This is a genomic window from Streptococcus periodonticum, assembly GCF_003963555.1.
Classification (GTDB): domain Bacteria; phylum Bacillota; class Bacilli; order Lactobacillales; family Streptococcaceae; genus Streptococcus; species Streptococcus anginosus.
In genome coordinates this window covers 1,087,884-1,107,473 of the sequence record NZ_CP034543.1, presented here as the reverse complement: position 1 = coordinate 1,107,473, position 19,590 = coordinate 1,087,884, and the positions used below count along the sequence as shown (strand labels likewise).

General features: G+C 38.9%; 19 protein-coding genes. 16 read left to right on the top strand and 3 right to left on the bottom strand.

Annotated features, from left to right (window positions below; translation table 11 throughout):
• The first annotated feature begins 54 nt into the window (after nt 1-54).
• From miaA to recJ, 9 genes are all read left to right on the top strand, one after another.
• Entirely contained in the window at nt 55-939 is an 885-nt protein-coding gene (miaA, locus tag EHW89_RS05415; protein WP_126467147.1) for a tRNA (adenosine(37)-N6)-dimethylallyltransferase MiaA, read from the top strand.
• Nucleotides 932-2,170 (top strand): GTPase HflX, encoded by a 1,239-nt coding sequence (gene hflX / locus EHW89_RS05410; RefSeq protein ID WP_126467145.1) that lies wholly within the window; start codon nt 932-934, stop codon nt 2,168-2,170. The genes miaA and hflX overlap by 8 nt, the downstream gene beginning before the upstream one ends.
• On the top strand, nt 2,163-2,792 hold the full coding sequence (locus EHW89_RS05405) for a cystathionine beta-lyase (RefSeq protein ID WP_126467143.1): 630 nt from the start codon (nt 2,163-2,165) through the stop codon (nt 2,790-2,792). The genes hflX and EHW89_RS05405 overlap by 8 nt, the downstream gene beginning before the upstream one ends.
• A 10-nt stretch (nt 2,793-2,802) precedes the next feature.
• Nucleotides 2,803-3,732: a ribonuclease Z gene (gene rnz / locus EHW89_RS05400; RefSeq protein ID WP_126467141.1), complete on the top strand. Its 930-nt coding sequence runs from the start codon at nt 2,803-2,805 to the stop codon at nt 3,730-3,732.
• Between the two features lie 46 nt (nt 3,733-3,778).
• Nucleotides 3,779-4,387, top strand: a complete 609-nt coding sequence (locus EHW89_RS05395; RefSeq protein WP_126467139.1) for a histidine phosphatase family protein — start codon at nt 3,779-3,781, stop codon at nt 4,385-4,387.
• 9 nt (nt 4,388-4,396) lie between these two features.
• Entirely contained in the window at nt 4,397-5,152 is a 756-nt protein-coding gene (locus EHW89_RS05390; protein ID WP_126467137.1) for an SDR family NAD(P)-dependent oxidoreductase, read from the top strand.
• A 9-nt stretch (nt 5,153-5,161) separates the two neighbouring features.
• Nucleotides 5,162-5,899 (top strand): class I SAM-dependent methyltransferase, encoded by a 738-nt coding sequence (locus EHW89_RS05385; RefSeq protein WP_126467135.1) that lies wholly within the window; start codon nt 5,162-5,164, stop codon nt 5,897-5,899.
• Nucleotides 5,877-6,284: a GNAT family N-acetyltransferase gene (locus EHW89_RS05380; RefSeq protein ID WP_126467133.1), complete on the top strand. Its 408-nt coding sequence runs from the start codon at nt 5,877-5,879 to the stop codon at nt 6,282-6,284. The genes EHW89_RS05385 and EHW89_RS05380 overlap by 23 nt, the downstream gene beginning before the upstream one ends.
• 106 nt (nt 6,285-6,390) lie before the next feature.
• Nucleotides 6,391-8,625 carry a single-stranded-DNA-specific exonuclease RecJ gene (gene recJ, locus EHW89_RS05375; protein ID WP_126467131.1) on the top strand — a complete coding sequence of 745 codons (2,235 nt, stop codon included), beginning with the start codon at nt 6,391-6,393 and terminating at the stop codon, nt 8,623-8,625.
• A 136-nt stretch (nt 8,626-8,761) separates the two neighbouring features.
• On the opposite strand, the gene EHW89_RS05370 is transcribed toward recJ, so the two are convergent.
• Genes EHW89_RS05370 through EHW89_RS05360 form a run of 3 tightly spaced genes read right to left on the bottom strand, consistent with a single transcriptional unit; the run spans nt 8,762 to nt 10,641 of the window.
• Nucleotides 8,762-9,559, bottom strand: a complete 798-nt coding sequence (locus EHW89_RS05370) for an ABC transporter ATP-binding protein (RefSeq protein ID WP_126467129.1) — start codon at nt 9,557-9,559, stop codon at nt 8,762-8,764.
• A 17-nt stretch (nt 9,560-9,576) separates the two neighbouring features.
• A complete protein-coding gene (locus tag EHW89_RS05365; RefSeq protein WP_126467127.1) occupies nt 9,577-10,272 on the bottom strand; it encodes an ABC transporter ATP-binding protein in 696 nt (231 codons plus the stop codon).
• A 3-nt stretch (nt 10,273-10,275) separates the two neighbouring features.
• Nucleotides 10,276-10,641 (bottom strand): GntR family transcriptional regulator, encoded by a 366-nt coding sequence (locus EHW89_RS05360; RefSeq protein ID WP_126467125.1) that lies wholly within the window; start codon nt 10,639-10,641, stop codon nt 10,276-10,278.
• A 155-nt stretch (nt 10,642-10,796) separates the two neighbouring features.
• Here EHW89_RS05360 and EHW89_RS05355 point away from each other — a divergent pair, with 155 nt between their 5' ends.
• The 7 genes from EHW89_RS05355 to EHW89_RS05325 all read left to right on the top strand — a co-directional run bounded on the left by EHW89_RS05355 (nt 10,797) and on the right by EHW89_RS05325 (nt 19,529).
• A complete protein-coding gene (locus tag EHW89_RS05355) occupies nt 10,797-13,898 on the top strand; it encodes a DNA polymerase III subunit alpha (RefSeq protein WP_126467123.1) in 3,102 nt (1,033 codons plus the stop codon).
• An 82-nt stretch (nt 13,899-13,980) separates the two neighbouring features.
• A complete protein-coding gene (gene pfkA, locus EHW89_RS05350) occupies nt 13,981-14,991 on the top strand; it encodes a 6-phosphofructokinase (RefSeq protein WP_003032502.1) in 1,011 nt (336 codons plus the stop codon).
• A 58-nt stretch (nt 14,992-15,049) separates the two neighbouring features.
• A complete protein-coding gene (gene pyk, locus EHW89_RS05345) occupies nt 15,050-16,552 on the top strand; it encodes a pyruvate kinase (protein ID WP_003032509.1) in 1,503 nt (500 codons plus the stop codon).
• Between the two features lie 153 nt (nt 16,553-16,705).
• The gene (lepB, locus tag EHW89_RS05340; RefSeq protein ID WP_126467121.1) at nt 16,706-17,263 is read left to right on the top strand and encodes a signal peptidase I; all 558 of its coding nucleotides are present in this window, start codon (nt 16,706-16,708) and stop codon (nt 17,261-17,263) included.
• Between the two features lie 142 nt (nt 17,264-17,405).
• The gene (locus EHW89_RS05335; RefSeq protein ID WP_022526169.1) at nt 17,406-18,047 is read left to right on the top strand and encodes an amino acid ABC transporter permease; all 642 of its coding nucleotides are present in this window, start codon (nt 17,406-17,408) and stop codon (nt 18,045-18,047) included.
• Nucleotides 18,048-18,056: 9 nt separating this feature from the next.
• Nucleotides 18,057-18,686: an amino acid ABC transporter ATP-binding protein gene (locus tag EHW89_RS05330; RefSeq protein ID WP_126467119.1), complete on the top strand. Its 630-nt coding sequence runs from the start codon at nt 18,057-18,059 to the stop codon at nt 18,684-18,686.
• Nucleotides 18,687-18,695: 9 nt separating this feature from the next.
• A complete protein-coding gene (locus tag EHW89_RS05325) occupies nt 18,696-19,529 on the top strand; it encodes an amino acid ABC transporter substrate-binding protein (RefSeq protein ID WP_126467117.1) in 834 nt (277 codons plus the stop codon).
• The last annotated feature ends 61 nt before the right edge of the window (nt 19,530-19,590 follow it).

Here is a 19,590-nt window from a genome sequence, read left to right as displayed (position 1 = left end):
TATTTATGTTATAATATATAGTAACGAAAAATTAAATTTTTTTCAAGGGAAAAGATGAAAACCAAGATAATTGTAATTGTAGGACCAACTGCTGTCGGAAAAACAGCTCTCAGCATAGACCTCGCAAAACGTTTCAATGGTGAGATTATTAGTGGTGATAGTCAGCAAGTGTATAGAAAACTGGACATCGGAACGGCTAAAGTCAGTCCAGATGAGCAGGAGGGGATTCCTCATTATTTGATAGATGTCCGGGAAGTGACCGAGTCTTATTCAGCCTTTGACTTTGTAAAGGAAGCAGAGGCTACTATTGAGATGATTGTAGCAAAAGGGAAACTGCCGATTATTGCAGGCGGAACAGGACTTTACATTCAAAGCTTGCTGGAGGGCTATCATCTGGGGGGGTCAGCTTCTCATGAGGAGATTTTAGCTTATCGAGCCGAGCTAGATACCTTGGCTGATAAGGAATTATTTGGCAAAATAGCAGAGCTGGGCATCAAAATTCCCCAGATTAACCGCAGGCGGGCTATGCGAGCGCTGGAAATTGCTCATTTGGGGAATGAACTTGAAAACAAACAGACTGACTATGAAGCCCTGCTGATTTGTCTGGACGATGATCGAGAGATTCTCTATGAGCGTATCAATCAGCGAGTAGATCTAATGCTAAAGGCTGGACTTTTAGAAGAGGCGAAGTGGCTCTATGACAACTATCCACATGTCCAAGCCAGCAAAGGAATTGGCTACAAGGAACTTTTCCCCTACTTTGCTGGAGAGTTGGCCTTGGAGGAAGCTATCAATAAACTCAAACAAAATACTCGTCGCTTTGCCAAACGACAGCTAACCTGGTTTAGAAATCGCATGAATGCTACTTTTTATCAGGTTTCAGATCCGAATGTCAAAGAACGGATTATGCAGGATATAGAGGAATTTTTGAATGATTGAAACAGAAAAACAGCAGGAACGAGTGATCCTTATTGGAGTGGAATTGCAGGGAATAGAAAATTTCTCCATGTCTATGGAAGAATTAGCCAGTTTAGCCAAGACTGCTGGCGCTCAAGTGGTTTCCTCTTACACTCAGAAACGAGAGAAGTATGATAGCAAGACTTTTGTTGGTGCTGGAAAATTAGAAGAAATCAAGCGTATGGTAGAAGCAGATGATATTTCCACCGTCATTGTCAATAATCGTCTGACACCTCGCCAGAATATCAATTTGGAAGAAATTCTAGGGGTCAAGGTTATTGACCGCATGCAATTAATTTTGGATATTTTTGCTATGCGGGCTAGGAGTCACGAAGGAAAACTTCAAGTTCACTTGGCTCAACTTAAATATCTCTTGCCTCGCTTGGTCGGGCAGGGGATCATGCTCAGCCGTCAGGCTGGGGGAATTGGTTCCCGCGGTCCTGGTGAAAGTCAGTTGGAACTCAATCGTCGTAGTGTTCGCAATCAGATCCACGATATCGAGCGCCAACTCAAAATTGTAGAGAAAAACCGCGCAACTGTACGGGAAAAACGTTTGGATTCTAGTGTTTTTAAAATCGGTCTGATTGGTTACACTAATGCTGGAAAGTCTACCATTATGAATGCCTTGACCAACAAGAGTCAATATGAGGCGGACGAACTTTTTGCTACTTTGGATGCGACAACTAAAAGCGTCAATCTGACAGGCAGATTCAATGTAACATTGACGGATACGGTCGGATTTATTCAAGACTTACCAACCGAGTTAATATCTAGCTTCAAATCCACTTTGGAAGAGAGTAAAAATGTGGACCTTTTAGTTCATGTGATTGACGCCAGCAACCCTAACCACGAAGAACATGAAAAAACGGTCTTGGCTATTATGAAGGACTTGGATATGCTAGACATTCCTCGCTTGACCCTCTATAATAAAGCAGACAAAGCAGAGAACTTCACTCCAACCTTAACTCCCTATGTCCTGATTTCGGCGAAAAATGAAAATAGCAGAACAGTTTTGCAGAATGCTCTGTTGAATAAGATGAGAGAACTTTTTGTCCCTTTTCGTATCAGGGTTAGTCCTAGCAAGGCTTATAAGTTACATGAATTGGAAAGTCTGGCAATCATTGATAAGAGAGAGTATCTGGAAGAAAGTGAAATGATTTCTGGCTATATAGCAGAAAAAAATAAATGGAGACTAGAAGAATTTTATGACTGATTATATCAATTTAGCGCTTAAATACGGTGGCTTTACGAGTTTAGACCGTATTTACCTAGAAAAGGTTCTGGACAAGCTGTCCGATTCGCAAAAAATGACTTTTATCACGCCACCGCCAAGTGTTATCAATGCGTATTTTTCGGAACTCTATCAAAAAAAGAGTCCGGAAGCTGCAACAACTTATTTTCTAGAACTAAGTAAAGAATTGGCTCTTTTTAACGACCATCCTAGCTTTGAGGAGGAAAAACCTTTTATTCGCCTGAATCTTTCAGGTAAGTCTTATGGTTTTTGCTTTGAAAATGAGGATGAAATTGGCTTGATTTTCTCGGAACGTCCAGAGGAAATTGAGTCCAATTTGCTTTTTGAAATTGCTCAGATTTTCCCTCACTATCTGGTTTATGAAGAGGAAAATGTCATTCGGATGATGCCAGCAATTCCTGAAGAAGTAGTCCAAAAGCAGCCGCTCTCTGCTCTGACAGATCTTTATAAGCTAGCAGATGGTCGCCTGAAACTGGAAGGGTACAATCAGGAAGAGCTGATTCAGTTGGCTCAAGACTATGCTGGTCAGCTTTATTATCGTTCTCAGAATCGCTCTGCGATGATTTATATTAAGAAAAAATAGAAAGAAAAAGATGCAACTACAATTTTTAGGTACAGGAGCTGGTCAGCCTTCTAAGGCTCGGAATGTTTCTAGTCTGGTTTTGAAACTATTGGATGAAATCAATGAAATTTGGATGTTTGATTGTGGTGAAGGAACCCAGAATCGTATTTTAGAGACAGCGATTCGACCGCGCAAAATCAGAAAGATTTTTATCACTCATTTGCATGGGGATCATATTTTTGGTCTACCGGGTTTTTTATCCACTCGATCATTTCAAGCTAATGAAGAGCAAACAGATATTGAAATATATGGACCGGTCGGTATTAAAAGTTTTGTCATGACGAGCCTTCATGTGTCGGGGTCGCGCCTGCCTTATCGGATTCATTTTCATGAATTTGACGAAAAACACTTAGGAAAAATTTTGGAAACTGACAAATTTACGGTTTATGCAGAAAAGCTAGACCACAGCATTTTTTGTGTAGGTTATCGCGTTATGCAGAAAGATTTAGAAGGAACGTTAGATGCTGAGAAATTGAAAGCTGCTGGTCTTCCTTTTGGACCTCTCTTTGGTAAGGTGAAAAATGGAGAAGATGTAGTACTGGAAGACGGGACGAAGATTATAGCAGCGGATTACATTTCAGCTCCACGACCTGGCAAGATCATTACTATTCTGGGAGATACGCGTAAAACGCATGCCAGTGTGCGGCTTGCTGTTAATGCAGACGTCTTGGTACATGAGTCAACTTATGGTAAAGGGGACGAGAAAATCGCCAAGAACCACGGACATTCTACTAATATGCAGGCAGCAGAAGTTGCTAGAGAAGCTGGTGCCAAGCGTCTCCTTCTCAATCATATTAGCGCACGCTTTCTATCAAAAGATATAGGTCAAATGCGCAGAGATGCCAGTTCCATTTTTAAAAACGTTCACTTGGTCAAGGATTTAGAAGAAGTAGAACTATGAATTTTTGGCAAGGATAATTCTTAAAATTTAAAGGAAAGAGGAAATCATGAACATATTATTTGTCAGACATGGGAAAGATTCTGATCAACACAGAGGTGGCTGGAGTCAGCTCGATTTGCTTCCTGAAGGGAAAAGAGAAGCAAAAACGTTAGCAGATTACTTAGTCCAACACAAAGAAGACTATCATTTTACGAAAATGATTACGAGTGATTTAAAAAGAGCTGAGACAACTGCAACAATTTTAGCGGAGGCGCTTCAACTGCCGTTGGAGAAAGAAAGCAGCTTACGAGAAACGAATAATGGTGATTTAGCAGGAATGTTAAATAGTGAAGCTGATCAAAAATTTCCTCGTCTTTATTTTAGAAGTCTTGCAATGGACGAGCATTATCCAAATGGAGAAAGTCCGAGAGAATTTTATCAACGGATAAAAACTTGGTTTCAACGCTTCTTGCAGGAAAATAATAATTCAGATGAGACACAAATTGTGGTCACACATGGTGGAGTGATTAACATTATCTATCATTTAGTGAACCAGATAGAATGGACGAATAAAAGCAATCTATTCCACGTTAAACATTGCAGCATTAGTCTATTGAATACAAAAACGCTTGTTTTTGAGGTTGAAAACCAAACGGATTTTTTAGAAGAAAAATAAGGAGAACACATGCGAACAATTGTTATTACAGGGGCTAGTGGCGGTGTGGCTCAGGAAATGGTGAAGTTGTTGCCAAATGACCAGCTGATTTTAGTGGGACGCAGCCTAGAAAAATTAACAAAACTTTATTCAAATCATGCGCATTGTGAATTAGTTGAGTTAGATATTACAGATTACAAAGCTTTAGAAGCTTTTACTGAAGAAATTTACCAGAAGTATGCTCAGGTGGATGTTTTAGTCAACAATGCTGGTTACGGTATTTTTGAGGAATTTGACAAGATTAGCAACGAGGATATTCATGCCATGTTTGAAGTCAACACATTTGCTCTTATGAATCTGTCTCGTCTTTTCGGAGAGCAGATGAAGCAAGCGGGTCATGGGCATATTGTCAATCTTGTTAGCACAGCTGGGCTGATTGCCAGTGCCAAATCCAGTCTTTACTCGGCTACCAAGTTTGCTGGGATTGGCTTTTCCAATGCTTTGCGTTTAGAGTTGATGCCTTACAATGTCTATGTGACCACCGTTAATCCGGGACCAATTAGGACGGCTTTCTTCGACAAAGCTGACCCTGACGGCAGTTATGTCAAGGCGGTTGATAAGTATATTTTAGAAGCGGATGTCGTTGCTAAGCAAATTGTGGACAATTTTGGAAAAAAGAAGCGGGAGCTGACGATGCCTTTCGCTCTGAAAGCAGCCCACAAACTTTACACGCTTTTTCCAAATATTGGTGATAAACTAGCTAGTAAAATGTTCAATTATAAGTAGGAGAAATTTATGGATGTGACAGCTTACAAGGCATTTTTAAACCAACCATGGGGCAAGCTTTATTATGATGTTCTCTTTGCCCAGTTAGCGCATATAAAAAATAAGGAAGTGCTGGATTTCGGTAGTGGTTTTGGCTTGGTAGCGGATTTTTTAGCACAACACAATCAGGTAACAGCCATAGAGCCAAATGGCGAGATGATTGCAGAGCGGAAGAAGAATTTTCATTATCATCAACTACAAGGCAGTCTGGAAATGTTGAAGGAAATTCCAAGTGCTCGTTTTGACCTTATCATTTGCCACAATGTTCTGGAGTATGTGGATGAGCCAGCTCTTTACCTAGCTGAATTTAGCAGAGTGCTAAAAGAAGGCGGACAGATTTCTCTCATCAAGCACAATGAAGTGGGGCGGATTATGCAGACGGTTGTGTTTGCAAATGATACAAATTTAGCATTGGATTTATTATCAGGTAAGTCCTATCAATCGCATACAATGGGACAAGCAACCTATTATGAAATAGCAGACTTATTACAAAAAATTGACATTGAACTGACTGTTCAGGACTATCAAGGAATCCGAATTTTCTATGGCTTGCAAGACAATGCAGTGAAGACTGCTAATGACTGGCGGGAAAAGATGCTGGAGGTAGAGCTTGTAGTTTGCCAACAGTCTCCTTATCGGGACATTGCGGCTTTTCAGCACATTTGGCTGCAAAAAGGAGACAAGAATGATTCATTATTTTGCAAATAGACAAATTGCAATTGAAGACTTACTTCCACTTTATCAATCTGTTAGCTGGACTAACTATACAGAACGAGCAGATATGTTAGAGCAAGCATTTCAGCATTCACTGTTTACTGTATCAGCCTATGATGGGGAACAGTTAGTTGGTCTCCTTCGAGCAGTCGGAGACGGATTTTCTAGTGTTTTCATTCAGGACTTGTTAGTTTTTCCGTCTTATCAGCGCCAAGGTATCGGTCGAGAATTGGTTCGACAAACGCTGGAGACATTTGCAGATGTTTATCAGATTCAGCTAGTAACAGAGCAGTCAGACAAAAATTTAGCCTTTTATCGCTCTTTAGGATTTCGGGAACTGTCGGATTTGAATTGCACAGGTTTGATTTATGTAGGTTAAAAGGCTATTAGGTAAATGTATGTGTATAAAATTAGAGGTTTGGGCTAGTGAAAGCTAGTCTTTTCGTGTTATAATAGACTTTATATTGCAACAGAAAGATAAAAGCATGATTACATCAAAATATGATTGGCAGATTGCCACAAATTTTTCAGATGAGGGTTTTATTAAAAAAGCTAAAAAACTTGGCTTGGAGGCTTCGGTAGCTAATCTGGTCTACCAGAGAGGGATCCAGACAGAAGAAGCACTGCGAGATTTTCTAGAGCCTAGTTTGGACCAGCTGCATGATCCTTATGAACTGTATGATATGGATAAGGCAGTGACGCGCATTCGTCAAGCAATTGAAAATTATGAGCAGATCTTGATTTATGGAGATTATGATGCGGATGGCATGACTTCGGCTTCTATTGTTAAAGAAGCACTAGAACAACTTGGAGCAGAGTGTCAGGTCTATTTGCCCAATCGATTTACAGACGGTTATGGTCCTAATGCCAGTGTCTACAAGTATTTTATTGAAAATCAGGGAATTTCACTCATCGTTACAGTGGATAATGGTGTTGCAGGACATGAAGCAATCGAACTAGCTCAGTCTATGGGAGTGGATGTCATTGTGACGGATCACCATTCTATGCCAGAGGTACTTCCTGATGCTTATGCAATTATTCACCCAGAACATCCAGAAGCAAGCTACCCATTCAAATATTTAGCTGGTTGCGGTGTAGCTTTTAAGTTAGCAACTGCTCTTTTAGAGGAAGTACAAGTAGAGTTGTTAGATCTAGTCGCTATTGGGACTATTGCAGATATGGTCAGTCTAACGGATGAAAATCGCATTCTGGTTAAATATGGGTTAAGCATCCTCAAAAACACTCAACGAATCGGCTTGCAGGAGCTTTTTAAGATTGCAGGTATTCAGGAAAATGAAGTGGATGAAGAAACAGTTGGTTTTCAGATAGCCCCCAGACTCAATGCTCTAGGTCGACTTGATGATCCAAATCCTGCTATTGAACTTCTGACGGGCTTTGATGAGGAAGAAGCGCGTGACATTGCCCTTATGATTAACCAGAAAAATGAAGAGCGCAAAGAAATTGTTCAGAAGATCTATGATGAAGCCAAGACCATGGTTGATCTCAATAAACCTGTTCAGGTTCTAGCCGGTGAAGGTTGGAATCCAGGTGTTTTGGGAATTGTGGCAGGGCGGCTTTTGGAAGAATTGCACCAGCCGGTCATTGTCTTGAATATTGAAAATGATTTAGCAAAAGGCAGCGCCCGCAGCATTGAAGCAGTCGATATTTTTGAAGCGTTAGACCCTCATCGAGATTTATTTGTGGCTTTTGGTGGGCATGCAGGGGCAGCTGGGATGACTCTAGAGGCCAGCAAGTTAGAAGCACTCAGCCAGGTTTTGGTAGCATATAGTGAAGATAATCAAGTGGATTTGTCCACTAAGAATGAGCTCTTTTTGGATGAGGAATTATCCTTGCCAGATTTGACACTAGAGACCCTCAAAAACTTTGAAAAGTTAGCTCCTTTTGGCATGGACAATAAAAAGCCTGTTTTTTATTTGAAAGATTTTAAAATTGAAAATGCCCGCACCATGGGAGCAGGGAATACTCACCTTAAGCTGAAAATTTCTCAGGCTGACGCAGTTTTTGAGGTCGTAGCTTTTGGTCTAGGTAATCTTGCAACAGAATTTTCCCAAACTAAAAACTTAGAGCTGGCGGTTACTCTGTCGGTCAATAAATGGAATGGTCAAACTAGTCTCCAGCTTATGCTGGTGGATGCTAGGGTCAATGGGATTCAGCTCTTTAATATCCGAGGTAAAAATGCTCCTTTGCCTGAAAATGTGCCCGTCCTGCGTTTTTCAGAAGAAATGCCTAATTTGGAAAAGAGCAGAGCAGTTGTGGTGTATGACTTGCCTAAACGCCTAAATCAGCTCAAAGTAATCATTCAGCAAGGACATTTTGAAGCAATTTACTTTAAAAATGAGATTGCTCAGCCCTATTATCTGACAGGTTTCGGAACGAGAGACCAGTTTGCAAAACTCTATAAAACAATTTATCAATTTCCAGAGTTTGACATTCGTTATAAGCTCAAAGAACTAGCTGCTTATCTCAAGATTGACCCAATTCTACTCATCAAGATGATTCAGATATTTGAAGAGCTGGACTTTGTGACAATTCAAGATGGAGTGATGCAAGTAAACAAAAAAGCAGAAAAAAAGGCTATTGAAAACAGCCATATTTATCAAGAACTGAAGAAAACAGTCAAAGAGCAGGAGCTTATGGCTCTAGGAACGGTGCAGGAAATTTATGATTATCTGATAGAAAAAGATGAATTTTCAAACTAAATTTTAGATGAACTATTTATTTGTCTCGCACCGAAGGCCGCGAGACGGACTGAAAGTCACATAATAAAAAAGTCATGAGTAAGATGAATCTCATGACTTTATTGTTTATATAAGTATTGCTATCGGCTTGTGTTACCTACTGCAAATTCACTTTATTTTTGAGGATGTAATACGTTCCAGTATAGTAGATAAGCCCCAAAAGAAGAGAGGTTATGACTCCGCTCAAACTACCTAAAGAAGTTGAAAGCGACGGGAAGGCTGAAACATATAGATTAGCAGCGATAATCAGAGCAAATTGAATTCCAAAATAAGCTAGAAAGGCTATAGCGGCGCGGTGGTCTTGGAAAAGTTGACCAATAGAGATAGAAAGATAAATCAATAGGATATTTGGAATAAGGGCTATAAGATAGTATCCAAATGATTTCAATAGTTCACTAGCAATTTCCCAAAAGTGCTTGCCGAATAATTGTAGAACTGTTCCCATTTCAAATTGTGTATGAGAAGCTACCCCTACGATAAGAACAATGATTCCAAAGCTAAGAAACAATGCAAGTGTGCTAAGAATCGTCCATATAACAGCACCGAGTAATTTTGAGAGGATAATTTGATGTTCGTTAACTGGTAAAGTGAGCGTTAGATATCCTTCTCTTTCATAAACACTATTTTTAAAGCGACGAATAATCAGAAAGAGTGTTGAAATGGCAAGTGCTACAAGGAGACCTGAGAAAATCAGCATTGTAAAACCGAAGAAAGTACTTGTCATACTCCCTGCTTCATTAGTAGAAGACTGCAAACGGTCGAAAAAGTTCCTTCCATTTGCAAAATGTCTTAGCCAAAGTCCAATACTAATAGATAGAAAGAGTACGATTCCATATAATCCTAAATACCACTTATTTACATTTTTAAATTCATATTTTAATAAATTCCAAAACATAGTCAATCTCCTTTGTTCTAAGCCTTAAATTCTTGGCGGAAGAGCTGGTCAATAGATTCACCAGACTCATAGCGAATATCATCTACATTCCCTTGTCGAACAATCTTGCCATTATCAATAAAGATGATTTCATCTAGGATTGGTTCAATATCTGAAATCAAATGTGTTGAAATGAGAACAGAAGCGCTAGGTGAGTAATTGTTGATAATCGTCTTTAGAATGTAGTCCCGCGCTGCTGGGTCAACCCCTCCAATAGGTTCATCCAGAACATACAGTTTGGCTTGGCGGCTCATGACTAAAATCAACTGAACTTTTTCCTTGTTTCCTTTAGACAATTTTTTGAATGTCAAATTTTCGTCAATATGAAGATCTTGCAAGAGTGCCTGTGCACGCTCTACCTCAAAGTCTGCATAGAAAGATTGAAAATACTGCAAAGCATCTTTGACTTTCATATTTTCATTCAGATAGGTCGTATCTGGCAAATAAGATACGATTTTCTTAGTTTCTGAAGACGGTTGAAGCCCGTCGATGAGGATTTTTCCGTCATTTGGTTGAAGTAAACCGTTGATTAGTTTTATCATGGTTGTTTTTCCAGAGCCATTTGGACCAAGCAAGCCGATAATTTTTCCGGCTTCAATTTCAAAATTGATGTGCTCTAAAGCCGGTGTGCTACCGTATGATTTTGAGACATTTTCAAATGCAAGTAATACCATTTCCTAAACTCCTTTTATATAATCTGCAATGATAGTTGGTAGTTCTTCTTTGTGATAGCCGAAGCGAGTCATATTGTTTACAAAATTTTTCACTTCCTCCTCGGAAAGTTTTTGTCTTGCTTGTAAAATCAAGTCGCGATTATCTGTAACGAAACGTCCTGATGTTCGTTGAGAATAGACAAATCCTTCCTTTTCCAAGTCAGATAAAGCTCGCTGGATCGTATTTGGATTGACCCCCGCTTCAGCAGCCAATTCTCTAACAGCAGGCAGCTTTTCGCCAGCTTGTAGTTGATTGGAGATGATTTGTAGTTTTATCTTGTCCATAATTTGTAAATAAATGGGAAGATTATTATCAAAAGTCCAACTCATAATTTCTCCTTCCTTCTGTATCTTTGTGCTAATTAAATAATACAATGTTTTTTAAAAAATAGCAAGCCTTTAGAAAAAACTTCTATTATTTTTTCTTTAGCAAGCAAGCCAGAAATTTAGTATAATAGAAAAAAGAAGGATCAAAGGAGGATGCCGTGGTTGCTCAATTAGATACCAAAACTGTTTATACATTTATGGATAGTTTGATTTCTATAAAAAAATATGTAGAAACAGCTAAAAATTTAGGCTATCAAATTCTAGGGATAATGGATATTGATAATCTCTATGGGGCTTATCATTTCATGGAAACGGCGACCGAGCAAGGAATTCAGCCGCTTTTAGGTATAGAAATGACCTTGGATTATACTGGACTTCCTCTTAATCTTCGCTTTCTAGCTCTTGACAGTCAAGGTTATCGCAATTTAATGAAACTTTCTACTTTAAAGATGATAGGAAAAAGCAAGTGGGAAGAATTTCAGCACTTATTGGAAGGGATAGCGATTATTGTGCCTGTGTTTGAGGGCATTGAAGCCTTAGATTTGGGACGAGAGTTTTATATTGGCGTATTTCCTGACACTCCTAAGCAGGCGTTTTCTCATGCAACCTTACCTTTGCAGACAGTTCGCTATTTTGATGCAGGCGATTTAGAAACCTTGCAAATGCTATGTGCCATTCGTGAAAATAGTAGCTTGTGGGAAGTTGGAAATTTGCCAAATCACGAGTATCTCTTATCACCTGAGCAATTCACACAATCCTTTCAAGAAAATTATCCAGAAAGTCTGGATAATTTAAAGCGGCTAGTTGCAGGCATTCATTACGAAATCAATACAGAGTTGAAATTACCACGTTTTAATCCAGAACGACCAGCAGCAGAAGAATTACAAGAACGAGCAGAAGCAGGGCTAGAGAAAAAAAGGTTAAATAGTCTGGTTTATAAAGAGCGATTGCAGCAAGAGCTGTCCGTCATCCACCAAATGGGTTTTGACGACTACTTTTTGATTGTCTGGGATTTGTTGCGCTTTGGTCGCAGCCAGGGCTATTATATGGGTATGGGGCGTGGATCTGCAGTTGGAAGCCTAGTTGCCTATGCTCTTGAAATTACAGGGATTGATCCTGTTGAGAAAAATCTAATTTTTGAGCGATTTTTAAATCTGGAACGTTATACTATGCCTGATATTGATATTGATATTCCCGATGTCTATCGCCCAGAATTTATCCGCTATGTCCGCGATCGTTACGGGACGATGCATACAGCGCAAATCGTGACCTATTCTACTTTTGGGGCTAAGCAAGCAATTCGTGACGTTTTTAAACGCTACGGGGTGCCAGAATATGAATTGACCAACATTACTCGTAAAATCAGTTTTCGTGACACATTGACTTCAGCTTATGAAAAAAATATGTCTTTTCGTCAGATTATTAACAGTAAGCTGGAATATCAAAAAGCTTTTGAAATTGCGAAAAAAATTGAAGGGAACCCTCGTCAAACCTCTATCCATGCAGCGGGTGTGGTGATGAGTGACAATGATTTGACAGATCACATTCCACTTAAATACGGGGAAGATATGTATATCACGCAATACGATGCACATGGTGTTGAGAGTAACGGTCTGCTCAAGATGGATTTCCTTGGCTTGCGCAATCTGACTTTTGTTCAACGAATGAAAGAAGCAGCTTTGGAGAAATACGGTGTCGCTATTGACATTGCAAAGATTAACTTAGAAGATGCAGCAACCTTGCAGCTTTTTGCTGCTGGCAGAACCAAAGGGATTTTTCAATTTGAGCAAGCAGGTGCCATTAACCTTTTGAAACGGGTGCAGCCAGCTCAATTTGAAGAAGTGGTTGCAACAACTTCACTCAATCGTCCAGGAGCTAGTGACTATATAGATAATTTTGTCAGAAGAAAGCATGGACAAGAAAAAGTAGAAATGCTGGATCCAAGTTTGGAAGACATCTTGGCGCCAACTTACGGTATTATGCTCTATCAAGAGCAAGTAATGCAAGTGGCGCAACGATTTGGAGGATTTTCACTGGGGAAGGCTGACATTTTACGTCGTGCTATGGGGAAGAAAAATGTTGCCGAAATGCACAAAATGGAAGCAGAATTTGTCACAGGAGCTCTCGAACTTGGGCATTCTGAAACTAAAGCAAAAGAAGTATTTGCAGTTATGGAAAAGTTTGCAGGTTATGGCTTCAACCGCAGCCACGCCTATGCCTATTCTGCACTTGCTTTTCAGTTGGCTTATTTCAAGGTGCATTATCCTGATATTTTCTTTGATATTATGCTGAATTATTCAAGCAGTGATTACATCACAGATGCGCTAGAATTTGACTTTCAAGTTGCCTCTTTAAATATCAATAACATTCCTTATAGAGATAAGTTTCAAGATAAGCAGATTTATTTAGGATTGAAAAATATCAAAGGTTTACCACGAGATTTTGCTTATTGGATTATTGAAAACCGCCCATTTACAAATGTGGAAGATTTTATTATGAAGTTGCCAACGCAATATCATAAGATTCAGTTGATAACCCCTTTGGTACAAGTCGGTTTGTTTGATGTATTTGAAAAGAATCGTCAAAAAATCCTACAAAATCTTCCGAACTTATTTGTCTTTGCAGATGAGCTGGGCAGTCTTTTTGCAGATACAAATTATAGCTGGACAGAAGCAGAGGATTATACTGAAGCAGAAAAATTCGAGTTGGAAAAAGAAATCATCGGTGTCGGTTTGAGCGAGCATCCTTTGGTAAAGCTTGCAAAAACTGCTACTCAATCCTTTACCCCTATTCAAGAGCTAGTTGAAAACAATCATGCAACGATTTTAGGAGAGATTTTGTCCATTCGTGTCATCCGTACCAAAACGGGGGAAAATATGGCCTTCTTGCAAGTAAGTGATGCTAAAAGAAAAATGGAGGTAACAGTCTTTCCAGACGCTTTCAAACAGTTCAGCAAAGGTTTGCATGAAAAAGGCTTCTATTATCTGACTGGTCGCGTTCAAAAACGAGAGGAGCGTTTGCAGTTGATTTTAAATGATTTGCAGGAAGCTGTTACAGAACGTTTTTGGATACAAGTAGAAGATCACGAAAGCGATGCAGCAATATCCGCTATTTTACGGAAATTTCGAGGAGGTATTCCGGTTGTTCTTCGATATGAAAATGAAAGAAAAACAGTAGCAATCACTCAATATCGTGTTCAAAAATCAGAGAAATTACAAGAAGAATTGAAAAAAATAACCATGAAAACGATTTATCAATAAAAAGTTAGGAAAAAAGAGGAATTTTGGTTTTGATTGTGGTATAATCAAGGGTGAATGTAAAAAGAAAAAGGAGCGCAAACAAATGAAACGTATTGCTGTTTTGACTAGTGGTGGTGATGCCCCTGGTATGAACGCTGCTATCCGTGCAGTTGTTCGTAAAGCAATTTCAGAAGGAATGGAAGTTTACGGTATCTATGACGGCTATGCCGGCATGGTTGCTGGTGAGATTTATCCGCTTGATGCTGCATCGGTTGGAGATATTATTTCACGTGGTGGTACTTTCCTTCACTCAGCTCGTTATCCAGAATTTGCCCAATTAGAAGGACAATTAAAAGGGATTGAGCAACTTAAAAAACATGGTATTGAAGGAGTCGTAGTTATCGGTGGTGATGGTTCTTACCATGGTGCTATGCGTTTGACAGAACATGGTTTCCCAGCTGTCGGACTTCCTGGCACGATTGACAATGATATTGTTGGTACAGACTTCACAATCGGCTTTGATACTGCTGTAACAACTGCAATGGACGCCATTGATAAGATTCGTGACACATCATCTAGTCACCGTCGTACTTTTGTTGTTGAAGTCATGGGACGCAATGCTGGAGACATCGCTCTCTGGGCTGGTATTGCTACAGGAGCTGATGAAATCATCGTTCCCGAAGAAGACTTTAAGATTGAGGATATCGTCGCTAGCATTAAACGTGGCTATGAAGAAGGAAAGAAGCATAACATTATCGTTCTAGCAGAGGGTGTTATGTCGGCCGATGAATTTGGTAAGAAGTTGAAAGAAGCTGGTGATGTGAGCGATCTTCGTGTGACGGAACTTGGACATATTCAACGTGGTGGCTCACCAACTGCACGTGACCGTGTTCTTGCTTCACGTATGGGTGCTCATGCCGTTAGCCTTCTTAAAAAAGGTATTGGTGGTGTTGCGGTTGGTATTCGCAACGAACAAATGGTTGAAAATCCAATCCTCGGTACAGCAGAAGAAGGTGCTTTGTTTAGTTTAACTGAAGACGGCAAGATTATTGTAAATAATCCACACAAAGCTGATCTTGATCTCGCTAAATTAAACCGTAGCATTTCAATGTAATTTAAATTTGTTATCCTGGTCATAAAGACCATTAAATAAAAAGGAGTTTTCAGATATCATGAATAAACGTGTAAAAATCGTTGCAACTTTAGGTCCTGCGGTAGAAATCCGTGGTGGTAAAAGATTCGGTGAAGACGGATATTGGGGTGAAAAGCTTGACGTTGAAGCATCAGCGCAAAATATCGCTAAATTGATCGAAGCTGGAGCTAACACTTTCCGTTTCAACTTCTCACATGGTGACCACGCAGAGCAAGGTGACCGTATGGCTACTGTTCATCGTGCTGAAGAAATTGCTGGTCAAAAAGTTGGTTACCTTCTTGACACTAAAGGTCCTGAAATCCGTACAGAATTATTTGAAGGCGATGCTAAAGAATATTCTTACAAAACAGGTGAAAAAATCCGTGTTGCAACTAAACAAGGTATCAAATCAACTCGTGAAGTTATCGCATTGAATGTTGCTGGTGCACTTGATATCTATGACGATGTTGAAGTTGGAAAACAAGTTCTTGTTGATGACGGTAAACTTGGTCTTCGCGTTATTGCAAAAGATCCTGTTACACGTGAATTTGAAGTAGAAGTTGAAAACGACGGTATTATCGCTAAACAAAAAGGTGTTAATATTCCAAATACAAAAATTCCTTTCCCAGCACTTGCTGAACGCGACAATGACGATATTCGTTTTGGTCTTGAACAAGGAATCAACTTTATCGCTATTTCATTCGTACGTACTGCAAAAGACGTCAACGAAGTTCGTGCAATCTGTGAAGAAACTGGTAATGGACATGTGAAATTGTTCGCTAAAATCGAAAATCAACAAGGTATCGAAAACTTGGATGAAATCCTTGAAGTAGCGGACGGTATCATGATTGCTCGTGGTGATATGGGTATTGAAGTACCATTTGAAATGGTTCCAGTTTACCAAAAAATGATTATCACAAAAGTCAATGCAGCTGGTAAAATTGCGATCACAGCAACAAACATGCTTGAAACAATGACTGAAAAACCACGTGCGACTCGTTCAGAAGTATCAGACGTTTTTAACGCTGTTATTGACGGAACAGATGCAACAATGCTTTCAGGTGAATCTGCAAATGGTAAATACCCACTTGAATCTGTAACAACAATGGCTACAATTGATAAAAACGCTCAAACTCTATTGAACGAGTATGGACGCTTGTCATCAGTTGATTACGCACGTAGTTCTAAGACAGAAGTTGTGGCTTCAGCTGTTAAAGATGCTACAAACTCAATGGACATCAAATTGGTTGTAACAATGACTGAATCAGGAAATACAGCTCGTTTGATTTCTAAATATCGTCCAGATGCTGACATCTTGGCAATTACATTTGATGAATTGACACAACGTTCATTGATGTTGAACTGGGGTGTTATTCCAGTAGTGACTGAAAAACCTGCATCTACTGATGATATGTTTGAAGTTGCTGAAAAAGTTGCTCTTGAAAGTGGTCTTGTGGAATCTGGCGACAATATTGTGATTGTAGCTGGTGTTCCGGTCGGAACTGGTGGAACAAACACAATGCGTATCCGTACAGTCCGTTAATCTATTTCATTCAGAAAACTAGCCTATCAATCCAACGATTATCTGATTGATAGGCTTTTTAGTTGTAAATGGGAGCAGAGATAAGAGTTGACTTTCCTACCTTTGTTTATTTTCTGAAAACATGATATAATGAGTAGAAGAAGAGGAGAGACTATGGTTAAAAGAGATTTAATTAGGAATGTTATTTTTTTATCTATTGTTGTGATAATCATTGCTTGTTTGCGAATTTTTATTTTTACACCATACAGGATTACTGCAAAAGATGCGAATCATTTTTTGCAAGATAAAGATGTTGTTATTGCCAATAAAAATGAAGCAATCAAAAGAGATGATTTTGTCTTGTACGAGGTGAAGGGAAAAGAGCATGTCGGACGTGTCATTGGTCTAGGAAATGACTCCGTTGTTTATATGGATGATGTTCTTTACTTAAATAATAAAATCAAGTCAGAAGATTATTTAACGAAGGCTAAGGAAGAGTACTTAGCAAAAGCTACTAGTACGGGTTATTTTACTCATGATTTCACCATTCAGACATTAACTAAATCGAATGCAAATAAAATTCCAGCGCAGTCATGTCTGATTCTGAATGATAATCGGCAAGATATGGAAGATAGTCGGAAGTTTGGCTTGATTACAGAGAAACAAATTAAAGGAGTCATCTCATTTAGAGTACTCCCGCTTAATCAATTTGGATTTATTAAAACAAAGTAGTTCAACTATTTTGTTTTTTTATTCTTTAGAAAAGGAAGTTTTTGCGGTAATTATTAAATTTTTATGGATATATTTGCAAAAAGATGTTGAAAATATAAAAATTTTTGATATAATGATAAATATTTATTTAGGAGGTGTACGCATGAACTATATTTTTGAAGTTTTGCCAAGCTTATTAAATGGCGCATTGGTGACTTTACAAGTATTTGTTTTAGTCTTAGTTTTATCCATACCACTTGGAATTGTGATTTCCTTTTTAATGCAAATTCACTTTAAGCTGCTTCATTGGCTTATAAATATTTATATTTGGATTATGCGCGGTACACCTCTCTTGTTACAACTAATTTTTATTTATTATGTGTTGCCAAGTATTGGTGTACGTTTGGATCGGCTTCCAGCAGCTATCATAGCATTCACGCTAAATTATGCTGCTTATTTCGCCGAAATTTTCCGTGGTGGGATTTTATCCATTCCAGCAGGACAATATGAGGCGGCTAAGGTTTTGAAGTTTACACCATTTCAAACGATACGGTTTATCATTTTACCGCAAGTTGTCAAAGTGGTGCTTCCTAGTGTCTTTAATGAAGTAATGACGTTGGTAAAAGATACATCCCTTGTTTATGCGCTTGGTGTTTCCGACTTAATCTTGGCTAGTCGGACTGCAGCCAATCGTGATGCGAGTTTAGCACCGATGTTTATAGCGGGGGCTATTTACCTGATCTTGATTGGTCTTGTGACGATTGTATCGAAGCAAGTTGAAAAGAGATATAGCTACTATAAGTAGGAGGCGCTTATGTTAGAATTAAAGAATATTAGCAAAAGGTTTGGCGAAAAGCAAATTATTTCCGACTTGAATTTAAAGGTGCCAGAAAAGCAAATCCTTGCCATTGTAGGACCGTCTGGCGGCGGGAAAACGACATTATTGCGGATGTTAGCTGGCTTGGAAACAATTGATTCGGGTGACATTATTTACAATGGCGAAGAGCTTCCCTTAGATGAACTTGAAAAACGTAATCTATTGGGATTTGTGTTTCAAGATTTTCAACTATTTCCACATTTAACGGTTCTTGAGAATTTAACTTTATCACCTATTAAAACAAAAAATTTTACAAAAGAGGACGCAGAAAAGAAAGCAATTGGCTTGTTGACACGATTGGGACTAGCAGAATATGCAAAAGCGTATCCTTATTCTTTATCAGGTGGTCAAAAACAGCGTGTAGCATTAGCTCGTGCGATGATGATTGACCCAGAAATTATCGGTTATGATGAACCAACTTCCGCATTGGATCCGGAATTGCGTCTTGAAGTTGAAAAGTTGATTCTTCAGAATCGTGAGCTAGGAACGACGCAAATTGTGGTGACCCATGATTTGCAGTTTGCAGAAAATATTGCAGATACGATTCTCAAAGTGCAGCCTAAATAGGAGGAGAATATGAAGATAAAACGTTATGTTCTTATGCTCTGTGGTTTGATTCTTTTTTTGCTCCTTACAGCTTGTAGCAATGTTAGCAACCCTAAAGTAGATAATTGGTCAAAATACCAACAAAAAAAGAGCATTACCATTGGGTTTGACAATACATTTGTTCCTATGGGATTTGAACAAAAAAATGGTCAATATGTTGGTTTTGATATTGACTTGGCAAATGCTGTTTTTAAAGAATATGGGATAAAAGTGAATTGGCAGCCGATTGATTGGGATATGAAAGAAACAGAGCTCACAAATGGAACGATTGATCTTATCTGGAATGGGTATTCGGCAACCAATGAGCGGCGGAAGAAAGTACAGTTCACCATTCCTTATATGAAAAATGAGCAGGTATTAGTTGCTAAAAAGTCATCTAATATTGCAAAAACAGCTAACATGAAGGATAAAATTCTTGGCGCTCAGACAGGTTCTTCGGGTTACGATGAGTTTGAGGCTCATCCGGAGCTTTTGAAGAATCTGGTTAAAAATCATAAAGCTGCTCAATATCAAAGTTTTACAGAGGCGTTGATTGATTTGCAAAATAATCGGATTGATGGGTTGTTGATTGACCGAGTTTATGCCAATTATTATTTAAAAGAAGAGGGGATTTTGCAGGATTATTATGTTTTCCCAGCCGGATTTGATAGCGAATCATTTGCGGTTGGTGCTAGAAAAACGGATAAGCAGCTCGTTGAAAACATAAACCAAGCATTCAAAAAATTATATCAAACAGGTCAATTTCAAAAAATAGCAAACAAATGGTTTGGTGAGGATATTGCGACAGATGAAGTCAAAAAATGAGAGAACATCTGATTGTTGCATCAGCCCCCACAGAAGAAGTAAAGACAAAACCCAAAGTTTT